This is a genomic window from Pseudomonas sp. MN1F (assembly GCF_009391885.1).
GTDB lineage: Bacteria > Pseudomonadota > Gammaproteobacteria > Pseudomonadales > Pseudomonadaceae > Aquipseudomonas.
In genome coordinates this window covers 1-21,442 of record NZ_VZII01000036.1, presented here as the reverse complement: position 1 = coordinate 21,442, position 21,442 = coordinate 1, and the positions used below count along the sequence as shown (strand labels likewise).

At 63.7% G+C, this 21,442-nt stretch carries 22 protein-coding genes; 11 read left to right on the top strand and 11 right to left on the bottom strand.

Translation table 11 applies throughout. The features are described from left to right. Positions 1-10: 10 nt before the first annotated feature. The 5 genes from pstA to F6X59_RS17715 all read left to right on the top strand — a co-directional run bounded on the left by pstA (position 11) and on the right by F6X59_RS17715 (position 5,564). Positions 11-1,681, top strand: a complete 1,671-nt coding sequence (gene pstA / locus F6X59_RS17735) for a phosphate ABC transporter permease PstA (protein WP_346652367.1) — start codon at positions 11-13, stop codon at positions 1,679-1,681. 101 nt (positions 1,682-1,782) lie between these two features. Continuing rightward, positions 1,783-2,616, top strand: a complete 834-nt coding sequence (gene pstB / locus F6X59_RS17730; RefSeq protein ID WP_110638940.1) for a phosphate ABC transporter ATP-binding protein PstB — start codon at positions 1,783-1,785, stop codon at positions 2,614-2,616. A gap of 65 nt (positions 2,617-2,681) precedes the next feature. Continuing rightward, positions 2,682-3,452, top strand: coding sequence for a phosphate signaling complex protein PhoU (phoU, locus tag F6X59_RS17725; protein ID WP_152957329.1), 771 nt, complete (start codon positions 2,682-2,684; stop codon positions 3,450-3,452). A gap of 164 nt (positions 3,453-3,616) precedes the next feature. Next, entirely contained in the window at positions 3,617-4,516 is a 900-nt protein-coding gene (locus F6X59_RS17720; RefSeq protein WP_152957328.1) for a response regulator, read from the top strand. A gap of 145 nt (positions 4,517-4,661) precedes the next feature. Beyond that, a complete protein-coding gene (locus tag F6X59_RS17715; RefSeq protein ID WP_152957327.1) occupies positions 4,662-5,564 on the top strand; it encodes a peptidoglycan DD-metalloendopeptidase family protein in 903 nt (300 codons plus the stop codon). Positions 5,565-5,566: 2 nt separating this feature from the next. On the opposite strand, the gene F6X59_RS17710 is transcribed toward F6X59_RS17715, so the two are convergent. From F6X59_RS17710 to phoB, 3 genes are all read right to left on the bottom strand, one after another. Continuing rightward, on the bottom strand, positions 5,567-6,907 hold the full coding sequence (locus F6X59_RS17710) for a hemolysin family protein (protein ID WP_152957326.1): 1,341 nt from the start codon (positions 6,905-6,907) through the stop codon (positions 5,567-5,569). A 128-nt stretch (positions 6,908-7,035) separates the two neighbouring features. Continuing rightward, positions 7,036-8,343, bottom strand: a complete 1,308-nt coding sequence (phoR, locus tag F6X59_RS17705; RefSeq protein ID WP_152957325.1) for a phosphate regulon sensor histidine kinase PhoR — start codon at positions 8,341-8,343, stop codon at positions 7,036-7,038. Positions 8,344-8,391: 48 nt separating this feature from the next. After that, a complete protein-coding gene (gene phoB, locus F6X59_RS17700) occupies positions 8,392-9,081 on the bottom strand; it encodes a phosphate regulon transcriptional regulator PhoB (RefSeq protein WP_003253341.1) in 690 nt (229 codons plus the stop codon). A 174-nt stretch (positions 9,082-9,255) separates the two neighbouring features. On the opposite strand from phoB, the gene F6X59_RS17695 reads away from it, so the two are divergent. Beyond that, positions 9,256-9,624 (top strand): hypothetical protein, encoded by a 369-nt coding sequence (locus F6X59_RS17695; RefSeq protein WP_152957324.1) that lies wholly within the window; start codon positions 9,256-9,258, stop codon positions 9,622-9,624. 102 nt (positions 9,625-9,726) lie between these two features. Here the strand turns inward: F6X59_RS17695 and ubiA are convergent, their stop codons facing one another. Then, positions 9,727-10,617, bottom strand: a complete 891-nt coding sequence (gene ubiA, locus F6X59_RS17690; RefSeq protein WP_152957323.1) for a 4-hydroxybenzoate octaprenyltransferase — start codon at positions 10,615-10,617, stop codon at positions 9,727-9,729. After that, complete coding sequence (locus F6X59_RS17685) at positions 10,617-11,174, bottom strand: chorismate lyase (RefSeq protein WP_346652365.1); 558 nt, start codon at positions 11,172-11,174, stop codon at positions 10,617-10,619. Before F6X59_RS17685 ends, ubiA begins: the two co-directional genes overlap by 1 nt. Before the next feature lie 113 nt (positions 11,175-11,287). Here F6X59_RS17685 and F6X59_RS17680 point away from each other — a divergent pair, with 113 nt between their 5' ends. The 4 genes from F6X59_RS17680 to F6X59_RS17665 all read left to right on the top strand — a co-directional run bounded on the left by F6X59_RS17680 (position 11,288) and on the right by F6X59_RS17665 (position 13,626). Continuing rightward, entirely contained in the window at positions 11,288-11,455 is a 168-nt protein-coding gene (locus F6X59_RS17680; RefSeq protein ID WP_027917042.1) for a rubredoxin, read from the top strand. A gap of 17 nt (positions 11,456-11,472) precedes the next feature. After that, a complete protein-coding gene (locus F6X59_RS17675; protein ID WP_152957322.1) occupies positions 11,473-12,621 on the top strand; it encodes an NAD(P)/FAD-dependent oxidoreductase in 1,149 nt (382 codons plus the stop codon). A gap of 187 nt (positions 12,622-12,808) precedes the next feature. After that, positions 12,809-13,105, top strand: a complete 297-nt coding sequence (locus F6X59_RS17670) for an HU family DNA-binding protein (RefSeq protein ID WP_152957349.1) — start codon at positions 12,809-12,811, stop codon at positions 13,103-13,105. Between the two features lie 146 nt (positions 13,106-13,251). After that, the gene (locus F6X59_RS17665) at positions 13,252-13,626 is read left to right on the top strand and encodes a helicase (protein ID WP_152957321.1); all 375 of its coding nucleotides are present in this window, start codon (positions 13,252-13,254) and stop codon (positions 13,624-13,626) included. 33 nt (positions 13,627-13,659) lie between these two features. Here F6X59_RS17665 and F6X59_RS17660 read toward each other — a convergent pair whose 3' ends face one another. The 6 genes from F6X59_RS17660 to exbB all read right to left on the bottom strand — a co-directional run bounded on the left by F6X59_RS17660 (position 13,660) and on the right by exbB (position 20,376). After that, the gene (locus F6X59_RS17660; RefSeq protein ID WP_152957320.1) at positions 13,660-15,063 is read right to left on the bottom strand and encodes an aminoacyl-tRNA deacylase and HDOD domain-containing protein; all 1,404 of its coding nucleotides are present in this window, start codon (positions 15,061-15,063) and stop codon (positions 13,660-13,662) included. Positions 15,064-15,141: 78 nt separating this feature from the next. After that, a complete protein-coding gene (gene recG, locus F6X59_RS17655) occupies positions 15,142-17,220 on the bottom strand; it encodes an ATP-dependent DNA helicase RecG (RefSeq protein WP_152957319.1) in 2,079 nt (692 codons plus the stop codon). A 3-nt stretch (positions 17,221-17,223) separates the two neighbouring features. Further along, positions 17,224-18,150 (bottom strand): hydrogen peroxide-inducible genes activator, encoded by a 927-nt coding sequence (locus tag F6X59_RS17650; RefSeq protein ID WP_054884745.1) that lies wholly within the window; start codon positions 18,148-18,150, stop codon positions 17,224-17,226. 94 nt (positions 18,151-18,244) lie between these two features. After that, positions 18,245-18,979 (bottom strand): energy transducer TonB, encoded by a 735-nt coding sequence (locus F6X59_RS17645; protein WP_152957318.1) that lies wholly within the window; start codon positions 18,977-18,979, stop codon positions 18,245-18,247. Next, positions 18,976-19,404 carry a TonB system transport protein ExbD gene (exbD, locus tag F6X59_RS17640; RefSeq protein ID WP_152957317.1) on the bottom strand — a complete coding sequence of 143 codons (429 nt, stop codon included), beginning with the start codon at positions 19,402-19,404 and terminating at the stop codon, positions 18,976-18,978. Before exbD ends, F6X59_RS17645 begins: the two co-directional genes overlap by 4 nt. A 3-nt stretch (positions 19,405-19,407) precedes the next feature. Further along, positions 19,408-20,376: a tonB-system energizer ExbB gene (exbB, locus tag F6X59_RS17635; RefSeq protein ID WP_152957316.1), complete on the bottom strand. Its 969-nt coding sequence runs from the start codon at positions 20,374-20,376 to the stop codon at positions 19,408-19,410. A 191-nt stretch (positions 20,377-20,567) separates the two neighbouring features. Between exbB and F6X59_RS17630 the strand changes: the two genes are divergently transcribed. Next, positions 20,568-21,425, top strand: coding sequence for an NAD-dependent epimerase/dehydratase family protein (locus F6X59_RS17630; RefSeq protein WP_152957315.1), 858 nt, complete (start codon positions 20,568-20,570; stop codon positions 21,423-21,425). Positions 21,426-21,442: the final 17 nt, after the last annotated feature.

Below are 21,442 nucleotides of genomic sequence, written 5' to 3'. Positions count from 1 at the left end.
GTAGCGATCCGTGAAAAAGGATTCCCTCAAAGGCTGGTTCAAGAGCGGCGCCCCAGGCGTCTGGATCAGCGGTGGCGCGGTGGCCATGGCGGTGATCATGACCGTTGGCCTGCTGGCGGTGATCGCCGTACGCGGCCTGGGCCACTTCTGGCCAGCCGACCTGATCCAGGCCACCTACAAGGTGCCGGGCCAGGCCGACCTCGTTGTCATCGGCGAAGTGGTGCAGAAGGAAGAAGTCCCGCGTGCCCGCCTCAAGGGCGCCGGCCTGCCGGTGCCAGACGACGGCCCAGAGTTCATGACCCGCGAGCTGGTCAAGGTGGGTAACCGCGACCTCAACGGCAGCGACTTCACCTGGGTGGTCGGCGACTGGCTGGTCGACCAGCAGCACCCGGCCGACCTGATCGCGCTGGAACGCCGCGAGTGGGGCAACTTCTACGGTTACCTGGTCAGCGTCAAGGAAGAAGGCCGCGTGGTTGCCCAAGGCCCGGCGGCCTGGAGCGAGCTGCAAGCCCGCCTGAAGCGCGCCAACCAGCTCAACAGCGAGCTGCAAACCCTTGAGAAGAAGGACATCGGTGCCATCAACCATGGCCTCGAGCGCCTGCGCCTGCACGGCCGCAAGCTGGAACTGGACGGCAAGCTGGACGCCACCGCCCAGGCCGACATGGACGCCGAACGCGCCGAGCTGAACAGCCGCTACAAGGCCATCGAGGACCGCCTGCTGGGCCTGCACCAGGCCTTTGCCCGCGACAGCCTGGTGGCCCGCGACGGCAACGGCCGCGAAGTGGAAATCAACCTGAGCAAGGTGGTGCACGCCGTCCAGCCGAACGGCATGTCCGGCTTCAGCAAGATGGGCACCTATTTCGCCAAGGTCTGGGAGTTCCTCAGCGACGATCCGCGTGAAGCCAACACCGAGGGCGGCATCTTCCCGGCCATCTTCGGCACCGTGATGATGACCCTGATCATGGCCGTAATCGTCACGCCGTTCGGCGTGCTGGCTGCGGTCTACCTGCGCGAATACGCCAGGCAAGGCCCCGTAACCCGCCTGATCCGCATCGCGGTGAACAACTTGGCCGGCGTGCCGGCGATCGTCTACGGCGTATTCGGCCTGGGCTTCTTCGTCTACGTGCTGGGCGGCTCGATCGACCGCCTGTTCTTCCCCGAAGCGCTGCCGGCGCCGACCTTGGGTACCCCGGGCTTGCTGTGGGCTTCGCTGACCCTGGCGCTGCTGGCCGTGCCGGTGGTGATCGTGGCCACCGAGGAAGGCCTGGCGCGGATTCCGCGGACCGTGCGTGAAGGCTCCCTGGCCCTGGGTGCGACCAAGGCCGAAACCCTGTGGAAGATCGTCCTGCCGATGGCCAGCCCGGCCATGATGACCGGCATGATCCTCGCCGTGGCCCGCGCCGCTGGTGAAGTGGCGCCGCTGATGCTGGTGGGTGTGGTGAAGCTGGCGCCATCGCTGCCGCTGGACGGCAACTACCCGTACCTGCACCTGGACCAGAAGATCATGCACCTGGGCTTCCACATCTACGACGTCGGCTTCCAGAGCCCGAACGTCGAGGCTGCGCGACCGCTGGTATACGCCACCGCGCTGCTGCTGGTGCTGGTGATTGCCACCCTCAACCTGTCGGCGGTGTGGATCCGTAACCACCTGCGCGAGAAGTACAAGGCGCTCGACAGCTGATTGAAGCTTTAAGTCACAAGCGGCAAGCTCCAAGCAGATTGCCGCTTTGCCCTAACTTGCAGCTTGCAGCTCGAAGCTTGCAGCTACAAATGGAGTCAACCATGCAGAACGAATCCCATACCCACGGCATCGACATGTCTGCCCTGGGTCGCGACAAGCAGGGCCTGCGCCTGGCTGAAGAAACCGTGGCCATCGAAGTGCCGGGCCTGAGCCTGTTCTACGGCGACAAACAAGCCCTGTTCGACGTGCAGATGAACATCCCCAAACAGCGTGTGACCGCCTTCATCGGCCCGTCCGGCTGTGGCAAGTCGACCCTGCTGCGCACGTTCAACCGCATGAACGACCTGGTCGACGGCTGCCGCGTGGAAGGCGCCATCAACTTGTACGGCAACAACATCTACCGCAAGGGCGAAGACGTGGCCGAGCTGCGTCGCCGGGTGGGCATGGTGTTCCAGAAGCCTAACCCGTTCCCCAAGACCATCTACGAGAACGTGGTCTACGGCCTGCGTATCCAGGGCATCAACAAGAAGCGCGTGCTCGATGAAGCCGTGGAGTGGGCACTGAAGGGCGCCGCCCTGTGGGACGAGGTCAAGGACCGCCTGCACGAATCTGCCCTGGGCCTGTCCGGCGGCCAGCAGCAGCGTCTGGTGATTGCCCGCACCATCGCCGTCGAGCCTGAGGTGCTGCTGCTCGACGAACCGTGCTCGGCGCTGGACCCGATCTCGACGTTGAAGGTCGAAGAGCTGATCTACGAACTGAAATCCAAGTACACCATCGTCATCGTGACCCACAACATGCAACAGGCGGCGCGTGTTTCGGACTACACCGCGTTCATGTACATGGGCAAACTGGTCGAATTCGGGGATACCGACACCCTGTTCACCAACCCGGCGAAGAAGCAGACCGAAGACTACATCACCGGTCGTTACGGCTAAGCCCGGCTTGCCCAGGGAACGATACGAACTACTTGAAGCTTGCAGCTGCTTCGCGGAGCGAAACGATGATCAACAAAGAAAGCCTGACGCACCATATTTCCCAGCAGTTCAACGCCGAACTCGAAGAGGTGCGCAGCCACTTGCTGGCCATGGGTGGCCTGGTCGAGAAGCAGGTGAACGATGCCGTCACCGCGCTGATCGAGGCCGACTCGGGCCTGGCCCAGCAGGTGCGTGAAGTCGACGAGCAGATCAACCAGATGGAGCGCAACATCGACGAGGAATGCCTGCGCATCCTCGCCCGCCGCCAGCCAGCGGCCTCCGACCTGCGCCTGATCATCAGCATCTCCAAGTCGGTGATCGACCTGGAACGCATTGGCGATGAATCGACCAAGATCGCCCGCCGCGCCATTCAGCTGTGCGAGGAAGGCGAGTCGCCGCGTGGCTACGTCGAAGTGCGCCACATCGGCGACCAGGTGCGCAACATGGTGCGCGACGCCCTCGATGCATTCGCCCGCTTCGATGCTGACCTGGCACTGGCGGTGGCCCAGTACGACAAGACCATCGACCGCGAGTACAAGACTGCCCTGCGTGAACTGGTCACCTACATGATGGAAGACCCGCGCTCGATCTCGCGGGTGCTCAGCGTGATCTGGGTGCTGCGTTCGCTGGAGCGGATCGGCGACCACGCACGCAACATCTCGGAGCTGGTGATCTACCTGGTGCGCGGTACCGACGTGCGGCACATGGGCCTCAAGCGCATGAAGGCAGAAGTCGAAGGCACTGCCGGTGACGCGGCCGAAAGCGCTAATGTTCCGGGCAAACCTGACGATAAATAAGATTGCTCCCGAGCATCGACGCCCGGCCCGTGCCGGGCGTTTTCGTTTGTGGCAGAGCAATCAGCAGGCACCCGCGAACGATGCGAAGAAGTCCCGGCGTGACCCTAGAGTTGGCAAGTGGCCACCCTTGCGCGGTAGGCTAGTCGGGTTCAAGAGGAGTATCGATGAGTAAAGTCAATGTGCTGGTCGTGGATGACGCGCCGTTCATTCGTGACCTGGTCAGGAAGTGCCTGCGCAACGCCTTCCCGGGCATGGTCATCGAAGATGCGGTCAACGGTCGCAAGGCCATGGCCATGCTGGCCAAGGAGCCGTTCGACCTGGTGCTGTGCGACTGGGAGATGCCGGAGATGTCTGGCCTTGAGTTGCTGACCTGGTGCCGTCAGCAGCCTGAGATGAAGGACCTGCAATTCATCATGGTGACCAGCCGTGGTGACAAGGAGAACGTGATCCAGGCCATCCAGGCCGGCGTCTCCGACTTCGTCGGCAAGCCGTTCACCAACGAACAGCTGTTGACCAAGGTGAAGAAAGCCCTGAGCAAGATCGGCAAGCTGGAAAGCCTGATGGCCGGTGCACCGGCACGGGTGAATTCGGCATTCGCCAACGACTCGCTGAGTGCACTGACCGGTGGCAAGCCTGAAGCGGCCAAGGTGGCGGCGCCTGCTGCCGCGCCGGCCAAGCCTTTGCTCAATGCGCCGAAGCCGCAGACTGCGGCGGCTGCGGCCCAGGCCGGGCGGGGGCAGGGCCAGTTGCGCCTGGCCAGCGGCACCCAGCCCTGCGTGATCAAGGCCCTGAGCCTGAAGGAAGCGTTGCTGGTGGTACGTCGCAGTGCCGCGTTGCCACAGGTGCTGGAGGGCGCAGTGCTCGACCTGGAGCAGGGTGAGAATGCCGAAGTGGCGCGCCTGAACGGTTATCTGCACGCCATCGCGGCGCTGGAGCCCAAGCCAGAAAGTGACTGGCTGCAGCTGACCTTCAAGTTCGTCGACCAGGATGCGCAGAAACTCGACTACCTGTCGCGCCTGATTGCCCGCGGGACCCAGCAGAAGCATTTCACCCCCGGCGCCTGATCTGGGCGATACACAGCACCTTGTGGGCTCGGGCTTGCTCACAAGGTCCGCGCCAATCTGCCAGGTTCTTCCGACCAGCTGTAATACCGCCTACAGATCCCGCTGCTAGTCTTCGACAGACCATACCTGTCAAAAAGCCACCATCATGCCAGCCGTCGCCCGCTTGCTGCTTTTCTGTGCCTTGCTTTCGGCCTCGGCGTCGAGCATGGGCATGACGATCTACAAGACCGTCGACAACACCGGCGTGGTCTCGTACTCCGATCGCTACAGCCCGGGGGCAAAAACCTTCGAGCTGAGCGAGCCGATCCTCGATCACATCGATGGCAAGGTGCGCCTGCAGGCCGAAACCTTCCCGGGCGGTGTGCGCTTCATGGTGCGCAACGATCTGTACGTGCCGATGCAGGTCGAGCTGCGCGTCGACAAGCTGACCAATGCCTTCGGCGGCAACCAGCCGCGCAACATACGCGCCGTGGTGGGGCCGCGTTCGAGCAAGGTGCTGAGTTCGGTGCTGGCCGCCCCAGGTGGCAAGTTGCAGTACGCCACCCATTTCCAGTACGCCATGGGTGACCCTGGCCAGCGCTCTTTGGCCTACCGCTATCCGTTTCCCTGGAAGGGCGGGCCATTTCGCCTGACCCAGGGGCCCAATGGGCGCTTCAGCCATTTCGGACCCAGGAGCCGCTATGCGATGGACATCGCCATGCCGGAGGGTACGCCGATCATTGCAGCGCGGGGCGGCATGGTGGTGAAGGTCGAGAATGACCAGAGTGGTCGAGGTGGCAACCCGGGGGGCAATTTCGTGCGGATACTGCACCCCGACGGCACCATGGGCGTGTACCTGCACCTGATGCGCGGTACGGTGCTGGTGCGCGAAGGGCAACAGGTGGTGGTGGGGCAGGCCCTGGCGAAGTCGGGCAATACCGGTAACAGCACCGGGCCCCATCTGCATTTCGTGGTGCAGCGCAATGTGGGGCTGGCGCTGGAATCGATACCGTTCCAGTTCGACCGTCCGCTTGGCGGGTTGCCGGACTTCACTGCCGGCAACCCGTAGGGTCAGTCGAGCTTGAGCACCTTGGCCAGTACGATCTTCGGCCCTTTCATCTTCTTGATGATGATGCGCAGGCCTTCGACTTCCAGCACTTCCTCTTCCTCAGGCACACGCTTGAGGGTTTCGTAGACCAGGCCGGCGAGGGTTTCTGCCTCGATGTGGTCGAGGTCGACACCGAGCAGGCGCTCAACCTTGAACAGCGGCGTATCGCCGCGCACCAGCAGCTTGCCCGGCTGGTAGGCGAGGATGCCGCGTTCGGTCTTGCGGTGCTCGTCCTGAATGTCACCCACCAGCACTTCCAGCACGTCTTCCATGGTCAGGTAGCCGATCACCTTGCCGTCGGCTTCCTCCACCAGCACGAAGTGCGCGCCGCCTTTGCGGAACTGCTCCAGCAGCTGCGACAGCGGCATGTGCCGCGATACGCGCTCCAGCGGGCGGGCCAGGTCGTCCAGGTCGATGGTTTCGGGCAGGTGTTCGAGTTCGGCCAGCTCCAGCAGCAAGTCCTTGATGTGCAGCAGGCCGGTGAATTCCTCGCGCTCGGCGTCGTACACCGGGTAGCGGCTGAACTTGTGCCGGCGTACCAGGGCGAGGATTTCCTTGAGCGGGGCATGGGCGTCGATGCTGACCATGTCCTCACGCGAATTGGCCCAGTCCACCACTTCCAGCTCGCCCATTTCGACGGCCGAGGCGAGTACGCGCATGCCTTGGTCGCTCGGGTCCTGGCCACGGCTGGAGTGCAGGATCAGCTTGAGTTCTTCGCGGCTGTAGTGGTGTTCGTGGTGTGGGCCGGGCTCACCCTGGCCGGCGATGCGCAAGATGGTGTTGGCGCTGGCGTTGAGCAGGTAGATGGCCGGGTACATGGTCCAGTAGAACAGGTACAGCGGCACGGCAGTCCACAGCGACAGCAGCTCGGGCTTGCGGATTGCCCACGACTTGGGCGCCAGTTCGCCGACCACGATGTGCAGGTACGAAATGACGAAGAAGGCGACGAAGAACGACACCCCCTTGACCAGTTCGGCGCTGTCCACGCCCAGGTAGGCCAGCAGCGGTTCGAGCAGGTGGGCGAATGCCGGCTCACCGACCCAGCCCAGGCCCAGCGAGGCAAGGGTGATGCCCAACTGGCAAGCGGACAGGTAGGCGTCGAGCTGGTTGTGTACCTTGCGCAGGATGCTGCCGCGCCAGCCATGCAGTTCGGCGATGGACTCGACGCGGGTGGCGCGCAGCTTGACCATGGCGAACTCGGCGGCAACGAAGAAACCGTTGAGCAGCACCAGCAGGAAGGCAAAGATGATCATGCCGAAATCGGCGAATAACGAGGCGAGGCTGATACCAGGGGAAGGGTCCATGATGGAGTTTTTACGGGGTCCGTCTTTGAGATAGAGAGAAAAAAAGTGCCAGCTCTTGCTGGCACAGGGGGTCCAATGTAGCGGCTGGGGCAGCAAAAGCAAAGGGCTGCAAAGCGGCCCCTGGTCCGTCAGGCCTTGCCGTTGGCCAATTGTGCGGGCCCGAAGTGACAGGTGAAGGTACTGCCATGCCCCGGCACGCTGCTGATTTCCAGCTTGCCGCGGTGGCGCATCAGCACATGCTTGACGATCGCCAGCCCCAGGCCGGTACCGCCGGTATTCGACGCACGGCTGGAGTCGACCCGGTAGAAGCGTTCGGTAAGCCGCGGCAGGTGCTTGGCGTCGATACCGACCCCGGAATCCTGCACCGACAGGTGCGCACCGTGTTCGTCGCCCCACCAGCGGATGCGAATGGTGCCTTCATCCTGGGTGTACTTCACGGCGTTGAACACCAGGTTGGAGAAGGCGCTGCGCAGTTCTGACTCGCTGCCCTTCAGGCGCAGGCCCGGCACGGCTTCCAGGGTGATTTTCTGGTTACGCGGCCCGGACAGTGCCTGGGCGTCCTGCTTGATCGCGGTGAGCAGGGCATCGACCGCCACCGGCTGGTTGTCCGACGGGTAGTCGGTGGCTTCCAGCTTGGCCAGCAGCAACAGGTCGTTGAGCAGAGTCTGCATGCGCGAGCCTTGCTGGGTCATCTGCTGCAGCGCCCGGGCCCAGCGCGGGTTCACGTCATCGACGTTGTCCAGCAGGGTTTCCAGGTAGCCGGTAATCACCGTCAGCGGTGTGCGCAGTTCGTGGGAGACGTTGGCGACGAAATCCTTGCGCATCTGCTCAAGCTGGTGAATGCGGGTCACATCGCGCACCAGCATCAGGTGCTCGTTGTTGCCGTAGCGGGTGATGTGCAGCTGCACGCGCAGGCGGTCGTTGATCGGTGAGGGGATCTCCAGCGGTTCGGCGTAGTTCTCCGCCTCGAAGTATTCCTTGAAGCGTGGGTGGCGCACCAGGTTGGTCACCGGCTGCCCGCCGTCCTGCGGGGTCTTGAAGCCCAGCAGCGTCTCTGCGGCTCGGTTCCACCACTCCAGGTTGCCGTCGCTGTCGAGCATGATCACCGCATCCCGCAGTGCCGCAGTGGACTCCTGCACCCGGTCGATCACCGCCTGCAGGCGCCCGCGCACGCGCTGGTCGCGGCGTTGCAGGTGGTAGATGCTGTCGAACACTTCACCCCACAGGCCGTAGCCATCGGGCGGTGCTTCGTCGGGTTGGTGGTTGCGCAGCCAGTCGTGCAGGCGCAATAGCTGCTTGAGCGTCCAGCCCAGATAGAGCGCCAGGCCGGTGGCCAGGCTCCAGCCGTAATAGCCACTGACCAGGCCGCCGATCAGGCAGACAGTGATCAGCAGCAACAGGTGGCGAATCAGGGTCGCGTGCCAGTTCTGGTTCAATTGACGGTCCTTGTACAACGACTTGCAGCTTGGCGCTTGGCGGCTCGATCAGCTCTTGGTCGAGAAGCGGTAGCCAGTGCCCCGGACGGTTTGTACCAGATTTTCGTAGGCTTCACCCAGTGCCTTGCGCAGGCGACGGATGTGCACATCAACGGTGCGCTCCTCGACATACACGTTGCCGCCCCACACCTGGTCGAGCAGCTGGCCACGGGTGTAGGCGCGTTCCTGGTGAGTCATGAAGAACTGCAGCAGGCGGTATTCGGTAGGGCCCATCTCGGCCGGCTTGCCGTCGATGGTCACGCGGTGGCTGATCGGGTCGAGCAGCAGGCCGCCGACTTCGATCGGCGCTTCACTGTCGCTCGGGCCGGTGCGGCGCAGCACGGCCTTCAGCCTGGCTACCAGTTCGCGGGGCGAGAACGGCTTGGTGATGTAGTCGTCGGCGCCGACTTCCAGGCCCTGGATCTTGTTGTCCTCTTCGCCTTTTGCGGTGAGCATGATGATCGGGATGTCGCCGGTCAGCTCGTCGCGCTTGAGGCGGCGTGCCAGCTCGATGCCGGAAGTGCCGGGCAGCATCCAGTCGAGCAGGATCAGGTCCGGTTTGCGGTCGACGATGATCGCGTGGGCTTGCTGGGAGTTCTCGGCTTCCAGGCAGTCATAGCCGGCCATTTCCAAGGCAACGGCGATCATCTCGCGAATCGGTGCTTCGTCGTCGACGATCAGAATGTTTCTGCCAACCATGCTCAAAACCTCTCCCAGGAATCGTGTCTTGGCCCGCATTAGATAACGGAATTATTGCAGCTGTGTGACAGGGTGTTGGCCGTTCTGGCGACATTCCATGACTGGGCTAGGCTTCACAGGGCCGCTGCGGCGGTAAACAGCATGCAATCCACCCCCGAATTCATGGTGATTCCAATGACACGACATACGCTGAGCTGGATGGCCCTTTTCGCTGCACTGGCGCTGCCGGGGGTGGCGTCTGCCCACCATGCCATGGAAAAAGACGGCATGTGGGTCGACCACAAAGGCATGACCTTGTACACCTTTGACAAGGACGCCGGTGGCAAGTCGATGTGCAATGGTGAATGTGCAACGAACTGGCCGCCATTGATGGTCGAAAAAGGTGAAAAAGCCGAAGGAAAGTGGACGCAGATCAAGCGTGACGACGGCAAGATGCAGTGGGCCTATGACGGCAAGCCGCTGTACACCTTCGTCAAGGACAAGAAAGCCGGAGACATGACCGGTGACGGCATGAAGGACGTCTGGCACGTCGCCAAGCCGTAAAGCCTGACACTTGCCCCTGTGGGAGCGGGTTCACCCGCGAATGCTGCGGTGGAGCCACCATCGCATTCGCGGGTAAACCCGCTCCCACAGTGACGCTGAACCTCAGCGCATTGCGTAATCCAGCACCACCCCGATGAACACCAGTAACCCCGCCCAGTGATTGTGCAGGAACGCCTTGAAGCACGACTCGCGGTCCAGCTTGCGCGTCGACCAGTATTCCCAGGCAAAGCACGCCGCCGCCCCCAGCAAACCCAAGTGGAACCAGCCACCCAACTCGAAACGGCTGCCCGCCAGCAGCAAGCAGCCGAGCGACAGCAACTGCAAGGTCAGGATGATCGCCCGGTCCGCATCGCCGAACAGGATCGCGGTCGATTTCACCCCGATCTTCAGGTCGTCATCGCGGTCGACCATGGCGTAGTAGGTGTCGTAACCCACCGTCCACAGCAGGTTGGCGATGTACAGCAACCAGGCACTGGCCGGCAACTCGCCACCGGCAGCGGTGAAGGCCATGGGGATACCCCAGGAATACGCTGCACCCAGCACCACCTGCGGGTAATAGGTGTAGCGCTTCATGAACGGGTAGCAGGACGCCAGCGCCACCGCGCCGAACGACAGCAACACGGTCCGGCTGTTGGTGCACAGCACCAGCAGGAAGCTGACCCCGACCAGGATGGCGAACAACGCCAGCGCCTCGCGCGATTTGACCCGGCCACTGGCCAGCGGGCGGTCGGCGGTGCGCTTGACGTGGCCATCGACCTTGCGGTCGGCGAAGTCGTTGATGCAGCAGCCAGCGGCGCGCATCAGCACCACCCCCAGGCCGAAGATCAGCACGTTGGCCAGAGTTGGCGAGCCGTGCCCGGCGATCCATACCGCTGACAGGGTCGGCCAGAGCAACAGATAGATACCGATCGGCCGGTCCATGCGGCTGAGCTGGACGAAGTCCCAGGCCCGTGGGTGCAGACGGTTGAGCGACTTGAGCAGTTGCAGGTACATCAGCGCTTCTCCTCCTTGGCCGCTTGCCACAGTGTAGGCAGGAAAACCTCGGCTACCAGCAGGTCGAGGCCGCCACGGGCGAAGCGTGAGCGGCGCCCCCACAGGCCGTCTTGCGCGGCATCGGCTGGTAACCAGCCTTGTGGATAACGGCACACCTCGATCGGGTGGCGGATGAATGCCTGGTCGCAGAACAGCAATTCGCCCAGTGAGCGGCTGCCCAGGGTTTCAAGGTCCAGGCCGCCCCGTTCCAGGGCGCTGCGGCTGGCCACGCTGCGGGCGAACACCCAAGGTTCGCCATGCCCGCGCAAGAACACCTCGCGCACCCAGCCTTCGGCACCTGGGGCGATGTTCAGGGCCAGGCATTCGTCATCGCGCAGCGGTTGCCAGCCTTCGAACAGGGGAGTGACACTGAAGTGGTCCAGGGACAGCTGGGTGAGGCGGCGAGTCAGGGAGCCTTCGTCAAACAGCCAGTCCAGGGTTGGCTGGTCGATTTCAGTGGCCAGCTGTGAATACGGCAGCCACGCGACAGCGGCTGCTTGCGGGGATTCGTACGACACGTCGGTATGCTTGATGACAGCCAGAGAGGCGGCGAGCTTAGCATGATTGCCCCGACTGCTTGCATAATGCCGGGCTACAACAACGCCTGAGCGACACCGAGGAAAATGACCTGATGAAAAAGTGGCAGTGTATTGTCTGTGGCCTGATCTATGACGAAGCCGAAGGTTGGCCGGATGACGGCATCCCGCCCGGTACCCGCTGGGAAGACGTGCCGGCAGACTGGCTGTGCCCTGACTGCGGCGTGGGCAAGAGCGACTTCGAAATGATCTCCATCGGCTGATAGAAGGAAAGCAGCGCATGACGTCCCCCGTGGTAATCATTGGTACCGGCCTGGCCGGCTACAACCTGGCCCGTGAATTTCGCAAGCTCGATGGCGACACGCCGCTGCTGCTGATTACCGCCGACGATGGCCGTTCCTACTCCAAGCCCATGCTCTCCACCGGTTTTGCCAAGCAGAAGGACGCCGATGGCCTGTGCATGGCCGAACCTGGCGTGATGGCCGAGCAGCTCAAGGCCGAGGTCCGCACCCACACGCGCATCAGCGGTATCGACCCGGGCCACAAGCGCCTGTGGATCGGTGAAGAGGCGATCGCGTATCGCGACCTGGTACTGGCCTGGGGGGCGCAGACCGTGCGAGTGCCGATCGAAGGCGATGGTGCCGAGCGGGTATTCCCGATCAACGACCTTGAAGACTATGCGCGCTTCCGTGCCGCTGCCGCGGGCAAGCAGCGCGTGCTGATTCTCGGTGCCGGGCTGATCGGTTGCGAGTTTGCCAACGACATGCGCCTGGGCGGCTTCGAGGTCGAGGTGGTGGCGCCTTGCGAGCAGGTCATGCCGACCTTGTTGCACCCGGCTGCCGCCGCTGCCGTGCAGGCCGGCCTGGAAGGGCTGGGCGTACGCTTCCACCTCGGCCCCGTGCTGACTCGCCTGCAACAGGCGGGTGAGGGGCTTGAGGCGCATCTGTCCGATGGGCAAGTCATCGCCTGCGACCTGGTGGTCTCGGCCATCGGCCTGCGCCCGCGTACCGACCTCGCCGCTGCCGCCGGGTTACAGACCAACCGCGGCGTGGTAGTGGACCGCCAACTGCGCACTTCGCACAGCCACATCTTCGCCCTTGGCGACTGCGCCGAAGTCGACGGCATCAACCTGCTCTATGTGATGCCATTGATGGCCTGCGCCCGTGCCCTGGCACAGACCTTGGCCGGCAACCCGACCCAGGTAAGCTACGGGCCGATGCCGATCACCGTAAAGACCCCGGCTTGCCCGCTGGTGGTGTCACCGCCGCCGGCAGGCCGTGAAGGCAGCTGGCAGGTCGAAGGGCAGGGCAGCGACTTGAAAGTGCTCTGCCATGCCCCGGACGGCCAGTTGCTCGGCTACGCCCTGACCGGCAGCGCCGTGATGGAAAAACTCGCGCTGAATCGGCAGTTACCCGCCCTGATGGCGTAAATAGCGGGTGTTCTGTCGGATTTATCCTGTTGTTGCCAGCACAATGGCCGCCCAGATACTGGCGCGGCCTCGGTGGGCGTGCCATTCTCAGTTCCGTCTGCCGCAGATTAGAGCCTGCGGTGCCTTGAACGCTGCTTCAATGGCAGCACGGCATAACAACAAGAAATTCCGTCAAAGAGGCTTCACTATGCGCAAACCAGAACTCGCCGCCGTCATCGCCGAAAAGGCTGATCTGACCAAGGAAAAGGCCAATTTGGTGCTGAACGCGATTCTCGACAGTATCACCGGAGCCCTGGACAAGGACACGGTCACCCTGGTCGGTTTCGGCACCTTTGAAAAACGTCATCGTGGTGCCCGCACTGGCAAGAATCCGCAAACCGGTGAGCCGGTGAAGATCAAGGCCAGCAACACTGTTGCCTTCAAGCCTGGCAAGAACCTGCGCGACAGCGTCAACGCTCCCGCCAAGCCAGCCAAGAAAAAGTGATCGACTGCTGACCCCCAGTGTCATCCACGCGGGCGCCCCAGGGCGCCCGTTATGCATTCTGGAGGCTAAGTGTTGCGAACTTGCGTAAATAGTTCAGGAAAAGGATAAACTGCGCGCCTCAGTCATTTTTTATTCGAGGCGCGTTGATGAAGTTTCGCTTTCTTCTCTGGGCCATGGGGCTGCTGATGGCCAGGGCCAGCCGCAACAACCCGGCGTTCCAGCAGCAACTCAAGGACAAGGACCTGGTGTTCCAGATGCAGACGCTGGACGGCAAGGTGGCGCGGCACTTCATCGTCAGCGGTGAGCGCATCAGCAGCAAGGGCGGTAGCCATCCGCAGCCGGCCTTTGCCATCGCCTTCAAGGATGCCGCTTACGGCTTTGCCACGATGCAAGCGGGGAACAAGCAACTGGCGTTCATGCAGGGCATTCAGGACAAGAACATCCAGATCAAGGGCAATCCGGCGCTGGTGATGTGGTTCCAGGGGTTGATGAAGTACCTGAAACCCAGGAAGAAAGGCTGAAATCGCCGGGGCCGCAAAGCGGCCCCGATGTTCTCAATGCGGGGCGTTGAGCTGCGACGCCAGATCGCGCAACAAGGCCTCGGCTTCGAGCACCTTGTTCACCACATCCTCCGCCTTGTCCCGGGTGATATCCAGGCGCTCCAGCAACTCATCCGGAATCTGCTCCTGTGGCCCCGAGCCAATGCCCCGCGAGCGCAGCAGACGCGTCGCCAGGCACACCAGGTTGGGGTACGCCGAGTATTCGCCGTCATACGCCGGGTCATGCTGGAAGCGCAGCGCGGTCGACAGCTCTTCGGGCATGTCCCACAGCTTCATCAGCCAGGCGCCGATCTGCTCGCGGCTGATGCCTAGCAGGTGCTGTTCCACGTAGGTGTGGCACAGGTGCGGGTTGACCTCCAGGTGGCGGCAGATCAGCGAGAAGTGCGGTGGGAATACATGCGCCAGCAGCAGGTAGCCGAAATTGTGCAGCAGCCCTGCCAGGTAGGTCAGGCCGGCCTCCGGGCGCTCGGCGCGGGGCATGGCGCGGGTCAGGCCTTCGATGATGGCGGCGGTATAGATCGACTGCTGCCAGTACGGCGTGGCCTGCTGCGGATGGTCCTTGGGCAGGCTCAGGGTCTTGCCCAGCGCCAGGCCCAGGGCCAGGTTGATCACCAGGTCGAAGCCCAGCACGCGGACGATGGCGTCTTCCACCGAGCGGATCTTGCCGGGTGACGCGTAGTACGGCGAAGCGGCCCAGCTGACCACCTGGGCGGCCAGGGCCGGGTCGGTTTCTACCACGCCGGTGATGTCGTCGATGCTGGCGTTGGGGTCGACCCGCAGCTTGATGATCTTCTGCGCCGTGTCGGCCAGTGGCGGGATCTCGATGGTTTCTTCCAGGCGCTTCTGGATGCGCCGGGCCGTAAAGGCCTGGACCGCCAGCGTGATTTCCTTGGGGTCGTCATCCGGGCGATCGAGGTTGGGGCGGATGTCGCGCACGGGCTGGCCGAAACTGCCGGCACTGGCCTTGGCGAGCATGCGCTTGAAATCATTACGATGAACCTTGAGCAGCAGGCCGGCTTCGCCTGACTGGATCAGCAGGTGTTCGGCATCGAGCAGTTTGCCTTCGTACAGGCAAGGTGAGCTGGTCAGGGCCGGAATGGCCGGCAAGGCCTTGAGCTGATGCTTGTCGAGCATCTGCTTGAGGCGTGGCAACGGCACGGCCTTGAGTTTGCGACCGGTCAGCTCTTCGAGACGGTTGAGGTCCAGCAGCTTGCTCTGCGGGAACAGCACCAGCAGGGCGCCGATCTCGTCATCAAGCAGGATCGCCTGTACCCGAGACGCGGCTGGCAGCTCTGGATGTTCCGCCACCTCTTCAAAGGCAACGTGCAGTTTTTCGAGCAACAGTCGGATAACAGACGGTGCGTGTGGGGTTGCAGTGTCCAGGGCAACTTCAGTCATGGTCTGTATCCACAGGTTCTTTTAAACGCGAAGTATAACCAGCCTGCAGGCAAAGCTGGATCCATTCTGGGACGGGCGTCACACCTGCCCATATTGTTGACCGTGGCGCAGCCAGCGATCGAGCAGCGGGCTGACATGGTCGGGCCAGCGCGCCAGCAGCGCCTGGGCCGCGTCACGCACGGCCGGCAGCAGGTCGGCGTCGCGCATCAGGTCGGCGACCTTGAACTGCAGCAGGCCGGTCTGGCGTGTGCCGAGCATTTCGCCGGGCCCGCGCAGTTCGAGGTCTTTCTCGGCGATGATGAAGCCATCGTTGGTTTCCCGCATGATCCCCAGGCGTTCGCGGCCAATCTGCGACAGTGGCGGGTGATACAGCAGCACGCAGTGGCTCACCGCGCTGCCCCGGCCAACCCGGCCACGCAGCTGGTGCAGTTGGGCCAGGCCCAGGCGCTCGGGGTTCTCGATGATCATCAGGCTGGCGTTGGGCACGTCCACGCCAACCTCGATCACCGTGGTGGCGACCAGCAGTTGCAGGTTGCCTTGCTTGAACTCGGCCATGACCTCGGCCTTTTCTGCCGGCTTCATGCGGCCGTGGATCAGGCCCACGCGCAGCTCGCCAAGTGCGCTGCCAAGCTCTTCGAAGGTGCTCTCGGCTGCCTGGCAGGTCAGCTCTTCGGATTCCTCGATCAGCGTGCATACCCAGTAAGCCTGGCGCCCCTCCGCGCAGGCGGCGCGAACCCGCTCGACCACTTCGAAGCGGCGGCTGTCGGCGACCAGCACGGTATTCACCGGCGTACGCCCTGGCGGCAGCTCGTCGAGTACCGAGGTGTCGAGGTCGGCATAGGCGCTCATGGCCAAGGTGCGCGGGATCGGCGTGGCGGTCATGATCAGCTGATGCGGGCACAGCTCGCCGGCCACGCCTTTCTTGCGCAGGGCCAGGCGTTGCTGCACGCCGAAGCGGTGCTGTTCGTCGATGATCGCCAGGGCCAGGTGCTTGAAGCGGACCTCTTCCTGGAACAGTGCGTGGGTCCCGACCACCATCGGCGCACCGCCGGCGATCTGCTCCAGGGCGCTGGCGCGGGCCTTGCCCTTGAGCTTGCCGGCCAGCCAGGCGACTTCGATGCCCAACGGCTCCAGCCAGCGCTTGAAGGTGATGTAGTGCTGTTCGGCAAGGATCTCGGTCGGCGCCATCAGCGCCACCTGGTAGCCGGCTTCCAGGGCCTGCAGTGCAGCAAGGGCGGCGACCACGGTCTTGCCGGCGCCGACATCGCCCTGTACCAGGCGCATCATGGGCTCGTGCTGGCTGAGGTCATAGGCGATTTCGTTGGCTACCCGCTGCTGCGCCCCGGTTGGCTTGAAGCCCAGGTTGGCCAGGTATTGCGCCTGCAGGCGCTTGGCCTTGGGCAGCACCGGCGCGCGCAGGCTGCGCAGGCTTTCGCGCAGGCGTTGTTGTGACAGCTGGTGGGTCAGCAGCTCTTCGAAGGCCAGGCGGTGCTGGGCCCAGTGCTGGCCCTCGGCGAGCTCGTCGAGGTCGGCGTCGGCGGGCGGGTTGTGCAGGTAACGGATGGCATCGTCCAGCGGCGCCAGGTGGTAGTCGCGGGCCAGTTCGTCGGGCAGCCAGTCGGGCAGGCTGCGCGGGCCAAGCATGCCCAGGCTCTGTTGGCAGAGCAGGCGCAGGCGCTGTTGGGTGAGGCCTTCGGTGGACGGGTAGATCGGCGTCAGGGTCTGTTCGACCGGAGGCGGCGGCTCGTCGCCATTCAGCGCACGGTACTCTGGGTGGTAGATCTCCAGCCCCGAGGCGCCGGGGCGGGCTTCGCCGTAGCAGCGCAGGTGGGTGCCCCGCTTCAGGCCTTCCTTCTGCGCATTGCTGAAGTGGTAGAAGCGCAGGCTCAGCACGCCGGTGCCGTCACCCAGGCGTACCACCAGGCTGCGGCGCTTGCCCATGGTCACGTCGGCACCGCTGACCACGCCCTCGATCACCGCATCCTGGCCCGGGCGCAACTGGCCGATGGGCACCACGCGGGTACGGTCCTGATAGCGCAGGGGCAGGTGGAACAGCACGTCCTGCAGATTCTCCAGGCCGACCTTGGCGAGCTTTTCCGCCATGGCATCGCCTACGCCCTTGAGCGCCGTGACCGAAACCTTCGACAGCTCAGTCATGGATCAGGCCGGTTGTTCCACAGGCGGCTTGGCCACCGAGCAGAGGCGGATCGAGTCGGCAAGGATCTCGATCGCTTTCGGCCGCGGGAAGCTGGCGCGCCAGGCGATGGCCACGGTGCGGAACGGTGCAGGCGGGGTAAGCGGGCGCACTTCGATGACCCCTGGCGCATAGTGATGGCTGTGCACGGCCGACAGCGGCAGGATCGACACACCCAGGCCGGAAGCGACCATGTGGCGGATGGTTTCCAGCGAGCTGGACTCGACCGTGGTGTGCTTGGAGCCTTCGCCACCTTTGTTCAGCGTCGGGCAGGCTTCCAGCACCTGGTCGCGGAAGCAGTGGCCCTCGCCGAGCAGCAGCAGGCTCTTGTCGTTGAGCATGGCGGTGTCGATGGTCTTCTTCGCCGTCCAGGGGTGGTCGGCTGGCATCAAGGCACAGAAAGGCTCGTCGTACAGTGGCAGGGTCAACACGTCGGCTTCGTTGAACGGCAGGGCGATGATCACCGCGTCCAGTTCGCCGTTGCGCAGCTTCTCGCGCAGCACGTGGGTGAAGTTTTCTTCGATGTACAGCGGCATCTGCGGCGCAACCCGGTGCAGCTGTGGAATCAGGTGCGGGAACAGGTACGGGCCAACGGTGTAGATGGCGCCGACCTTGAGCGGAGCGGTCAGCTGGTTCTTGCCGGCCTGGGCCAGCTCGCGAATGCCCTGGGCTTGCTCCAGCACCTTCTGCGCCTGGGCCACAATGCTTTCGCCGACCGGGGTCAGGCGCACCGCGCTCTTGCTGCGCTCGAAAATCAGCACGCCAAGCTCGTCCTCAAGCTTCTTCACGCCGACCGACAGGGTCGGCTGGCTGACGTGGCAGCGCTCGGCAGCGTGGCCGAAGTGCTGCTCCTGGGCGAGCGTGACGATGTAGCGTAATTCTGTGAGGGTCATAACGTGCGTCCATGAAGTTGCGGGCCCAGCATAGCGGCTGCAATTGATAGACGCACGTTATCAGACTTGCCGATTTGTGACAGAACCAAAAGTATCAGCGACGGTCCAGCGAGTAGACGAACGGTGCCACTACTTCGATCGTGCCATTGGTCAGCAGCTCGGCTGGCGGCTTGGGTACCGTGCCGGCGCGGCGGATCATTTCCATGGTCGCCCGGTCCAGGGCTGCGCTGCCGGAGCCGCCTGCCATGGAGTAGGACACCACCTTGCCCTCGGCGTCGACCACGAAGCGCAGGCGGTTGATGCCTTGCAGGCCACGTCGGCGAGCGTCCTCCGGGTAGCGCTTGTACTTCGCCAGGTGGCGCAGCAGGTCGCTCTGCCAGGTTGGCAGCGCCTGGCTGTTGGAAGCGATGCTTGGCGCCGGTGCCGCCGACTTCTGCGGTGGCGTGTTGCTTGGCGGCGTATCGGCTACCTGTTCCTTGGCCGGTGGCTCATCCTTCGGCGGCTCAGGCTTCTTCTCAGGCTTGGGCGGCTGAGGCTTGGGCTTCGGCTTGGGCGGCTTGGCGATGGCGATCTTCGGCTTCGGCGCCTCGGCCAGCTTTGGCATTGGCGGTTCTTCGACCGGTGCCGGTGGCTGTGGGGCGGCTTTCGGGGGGGGCGGCGGCGCGGGCTCGGGCAGCGGTGCCAGCTCGACCATCATGGCTGCCGGGGGCAGCTCGATGGCCTGGGGCACCGACCAGTTGAGCGTCAGCAGCACGGCGACCACGTGCACGCCCAGCACGATCGCCAGGCTGCCAGCGTAGCGCGCCACGTTTGAGCGCGGTTTCGTCATTTCTTGGCTGCCGTCTCAAGACCTACCAGGCCGACTTTGAGGTAGCCGGCCGCGCGCAGGGTGTTCATCACTTCCATCAGGTCACCGTAATCCACGCCCTTGTCGGCCTGGAAGAAGATGGTGGTTTCCTTGTCGCCCTTGGTCTTGGCGTCGAGCATCGGGCCAAGCTGTTCAGGGGCAGCAACCTGATCGTCGCCGACGTACAGCTTCTGGTCGGCCTTGACGCTGACGAATACCGGCTTTTCGGGCCTCGGTGCCGGCTTGGCCGTCGAGGCTGGCAGGTCGACCTTGATGTCGACCGTGGCCAGCGGGGCTGCGACCATGAAGATGATCAGCAGCACCAGCATCACGTCGATGAACGGCGTAACGTTGATTTCGTGATTTTCGGCGAGGTCGTCGCCACCTTCGTTGAGATGCAGGCCCATGGTTTACCCCACTTTCACCATGTGCGGGGCGGCGCGGTCGCTGCCCTGGTGGTCCAGGTCACGGCTGACCAGCAGCAGCACCTGGGCGGAGGCGTCGGACACCTGTGCCTTGTAGCCGGCGATGGAGCGGGCGAAGACGTTGTAGATGACCACGGCCGGGATCGCTGCGACCAGGCCCAAAGCAGTGGCCAACAGGGCCTCGGCGATACCTGGGGCAACCACGGCCAGGTTGGTGGTCTGGGTCTTGGCGATGCCGATGAAGCTGTTCATGATGCCCCACACGGTACCGAACAGGCCGACGAACGGCGCGGTGGAACCGATGGTGGCGAGCACGCCGGTGCCGCTGCTCATGCTGCGGCCGCTGGCAGCTACCAGGCGCTCCAGGCGGAAGCTGACGCGTTCCTTGATGCCTTCTTTCTCGCGGGCATTGGCCGACAGGCGCATCTCTTCGAGGGCATCGTGAACCAGGGTATGTGCCAGGGTGCCTTCTTTATTGGCGACGGTGCTGGCTTCTTTCAGGCTCACCGACTTCTTCAGCGCGGCGATCTCGCCACGCAGGCGGCGCTTGGCGCCCATCAGCTCGAAGCCCTTGGCGATCCAGATGGTCCAGGTGATGATCGAGGCGATGGCCAGGCCGATCATCACGATTTTGACGACGATGTCAGCGTTCTTGTACATGCCCCATGGGGACAGGTCGTGGGCCATGCCCAGCGAGGTGTCTTCAACCAGTTCCTGAACGGCCGGGTCGGCGGCTACAGGTGCTTCGACCGGAGTGGCGGCCTGGCCTTCGACAGCAGCGGGCGCTGAAGTGGCGGGGGTGGCCGGAGCGACAGCAGCCGCCGGGGTGGCGGTGTTGGCGTTAGGCTCATCGGCCATGGCCACTGGGGCCAGCACCAGGCTGAACATCAGCGCGGCGATGGCGCGCCAGGCGCGCGACGGTGTTGGCGAAGCGGAAGGTTGAGTACGTGTCATGCTGGCCGGACCTGATGAAGAAGAAAGTGTGCGTTCTCCAAGGCCTCGATATAGGCCGAGAACAGATAGGGGTGCCATTATTGCAAGTAATTCTTGTTAACAAAAGCAATCTTGTTGCTTTTTTCGCCCATGGTCTAGCCGCCTATCGTGTAATACGGCTAGCCTGATCCTTTGGTCTAGGGAGTTTTGTGATGTCAGACCTTTCCGCAATTATCGTGGGATGTGGTGATGTAGGCGGCCGCTTGGCCCGCCAGCTGCTGGCCAAAGGCTGGCAAGTCAGTGGCTTGCGTCGCTCGGTCGAGCAACTGCCCAAGGGCGTCGCGCGCATCGCTGCCGACCTGTCCGACCCGGCCATTCCACAGGCATGGCCACAGCGTTCGCCGGACTATCTGGTGTACTGCGTCGCCGCCAGCCAGCATGACGAGGCGGGCTATCAGGCTGCTTATGTCGACGGTTTGCGCCATGTGCTGGCGTGGCTGGGCGAGCGTGGCCAGCGCCCGCGGCGGTTGCTGTTCGTCTCCAGCAGCAGCGTGTTTGCGCAAAAGGAAGGCGAATGGATCGACGAAACTGCGGCCACCGAACCTGAGGGTTATTCCGGAAAGGTGATGCTTGAGGCCGAAGGGTTGGCGTTGGCGAGCGGCATTCCCGCCAGCGTGATTCGCTTGACCGGCATCTACGGCCCGGGTCGCGAGTGGCTGCTGAGCCAGGTGCGGCAAGGCTATCGGGTAGCCGAGGAGCCGCCGCTGTATGGCAATCGGATTCATGCCGAAGATGCCGCGAGCCTGATGGCGTTCCTGATGCAGGCCGATGCCGATGGTGTGGCGCTGGAAGAATGCTACATCGGCGTCGACGACGACCCGGCGCCGCTGGCCGATGTGGTGGCTTGGTTGCGGGGGTACATGGGGGTTACCGAGTGGTCCGATGAACAGCGCGTGCGCCGTACAGGCAGCAAGCGTTGCAGCAATGCCCGGGTGCGGGCGTTGGGCTGGGTGCCGGCGTATCCGAGCTACAAGGAAGGCTATGCCGCCATTCTGGCAGGCGAGGGCTGATTCCCGTGCCTTGCATG

Coding starts and splice junctions, on each gene's coding strand:
- pstB (WP_110638940.1), top strand. CDS start 1,783: ATGCAGAACGAATCCCATACCCACGGCATCGACATGTCTGCCCTGGGT.
- phoU (WP_152957329.1), top strand. CDS start 2,682: ATGATCAACAAAGAAAGCCTGACGCACCATATTTCCCAGCAGTTCAAC.
- F6X59_RS17720 (WP_152957328.1), top strand. CDS start 3,617: ATGAGTAAAGTCAATGTGCTGGTCGTGGATGACGCGCCGTTCATTCGT.
- F6X59_RS17715 (WP_152957327.1), top strand. CDS start 4,662: ATGCCAGCCGTCGCCCGCTTGCTGCTTTTCTGTGCCTTGCTTTCGGCC.
- F6X59_RS17710 (WP_152957326.1), bottom strand. CDS start 6,907: ATGGACCCTTCCCCTGGTATCAGCCTCGCCTCGTTATTCGCCGATTTC.
- phoB (WP_003253341.1), bottom strand. CDS start 9,081: ATGGTTGGCAGAAACATTCTGATCGTCGACGACGAAGCACCGATTCGC.
- F6X59_RS17695 (WP_152957324.1), top strand. CDS start 9,256: ATGACACGACATACGCTGAGCTGGATGGCCCTTTTCGCTGCACTGGCG.
- ubiA (WP_152957323.1), bottom strand. CDS start 10,617: ATGTACCTGCAACTGCTCAAGTCGCTCAACCGTCTGCACCCACGGGCC.
- F6X59_RS17680 (WP_027917042.1), top strand. CDS start 11,288: ATGAAAAAGTGGCAGTGTATTGTCTGTGGCCTGATCTATGACGAAGCC.
- F6X59_RS17675 (WP_152957322.1), top strand. CDS start 11,473: ATGACGTCCCCCGTGGTAATCATTGGTACCGGCCTGGCCGGCTACAAC.
- F6X59_RS17670 (WP_152957349.1), top strand. CDS start 12,809: ATGCGCAAACCAGAACTCGCCGCCGTCATCGCCGAAAAGGCTGATCTG.
- F6X59_RS17665 (WP_152957321.1), top strand. CDS start 13,252: ATGAAGTTTCGCTTTCTTCTCTGGGCCATGGGGCTGCTGATGGCCAGG.
- F6X59_RS17660 (WP_152957320.1), bottom strand. CDS start 15,063: ATGACTGAAGTTGCCCTGGACACTGCAACCCCACACGCACCGTCTGTT.
- recG (WP_152957319.1), bottom strand. CDS start 17,220: ATGACTGAGCTGTCGAAGGTTTCGGTCACGGCGCTCAAGGGCGTAGGC.
- F6X59_RS17650 (WP_054884745.1), bottom strand. CDS start 18,150: ATGACCCTCACAGAATTACGCTACATCGTCACGCTCGCCCAGGAGCAG.
- F6X59_RS17645 (WP_152957318.1), bottom strand. CDS start 18,979: ATGACGAAACCGCGCTCAAACGTGGCGCGCTACGCTGGCAGCCTGGCG.
- exbD (WP_152957317.1), bottom strand. CDS start 19,404: ATGGGCCTGCATCTCAACGAAGGTGGCGACGACCTCGCCGAAAATCAC.
- exbB (WP_152957316.1), bottom strand. CDS start 20,376: ATGACACGTACTCAACCTTCCGCTTCGCCAACACCGTCGCGCGCCTGG.
- F6X59_RS17630 (WP_152957315.1), top strand. CDS start 20,568: ATGTCAGACCTTTCCGCAATTATCGTGGGATGTGGTGATGTAGGCGGC.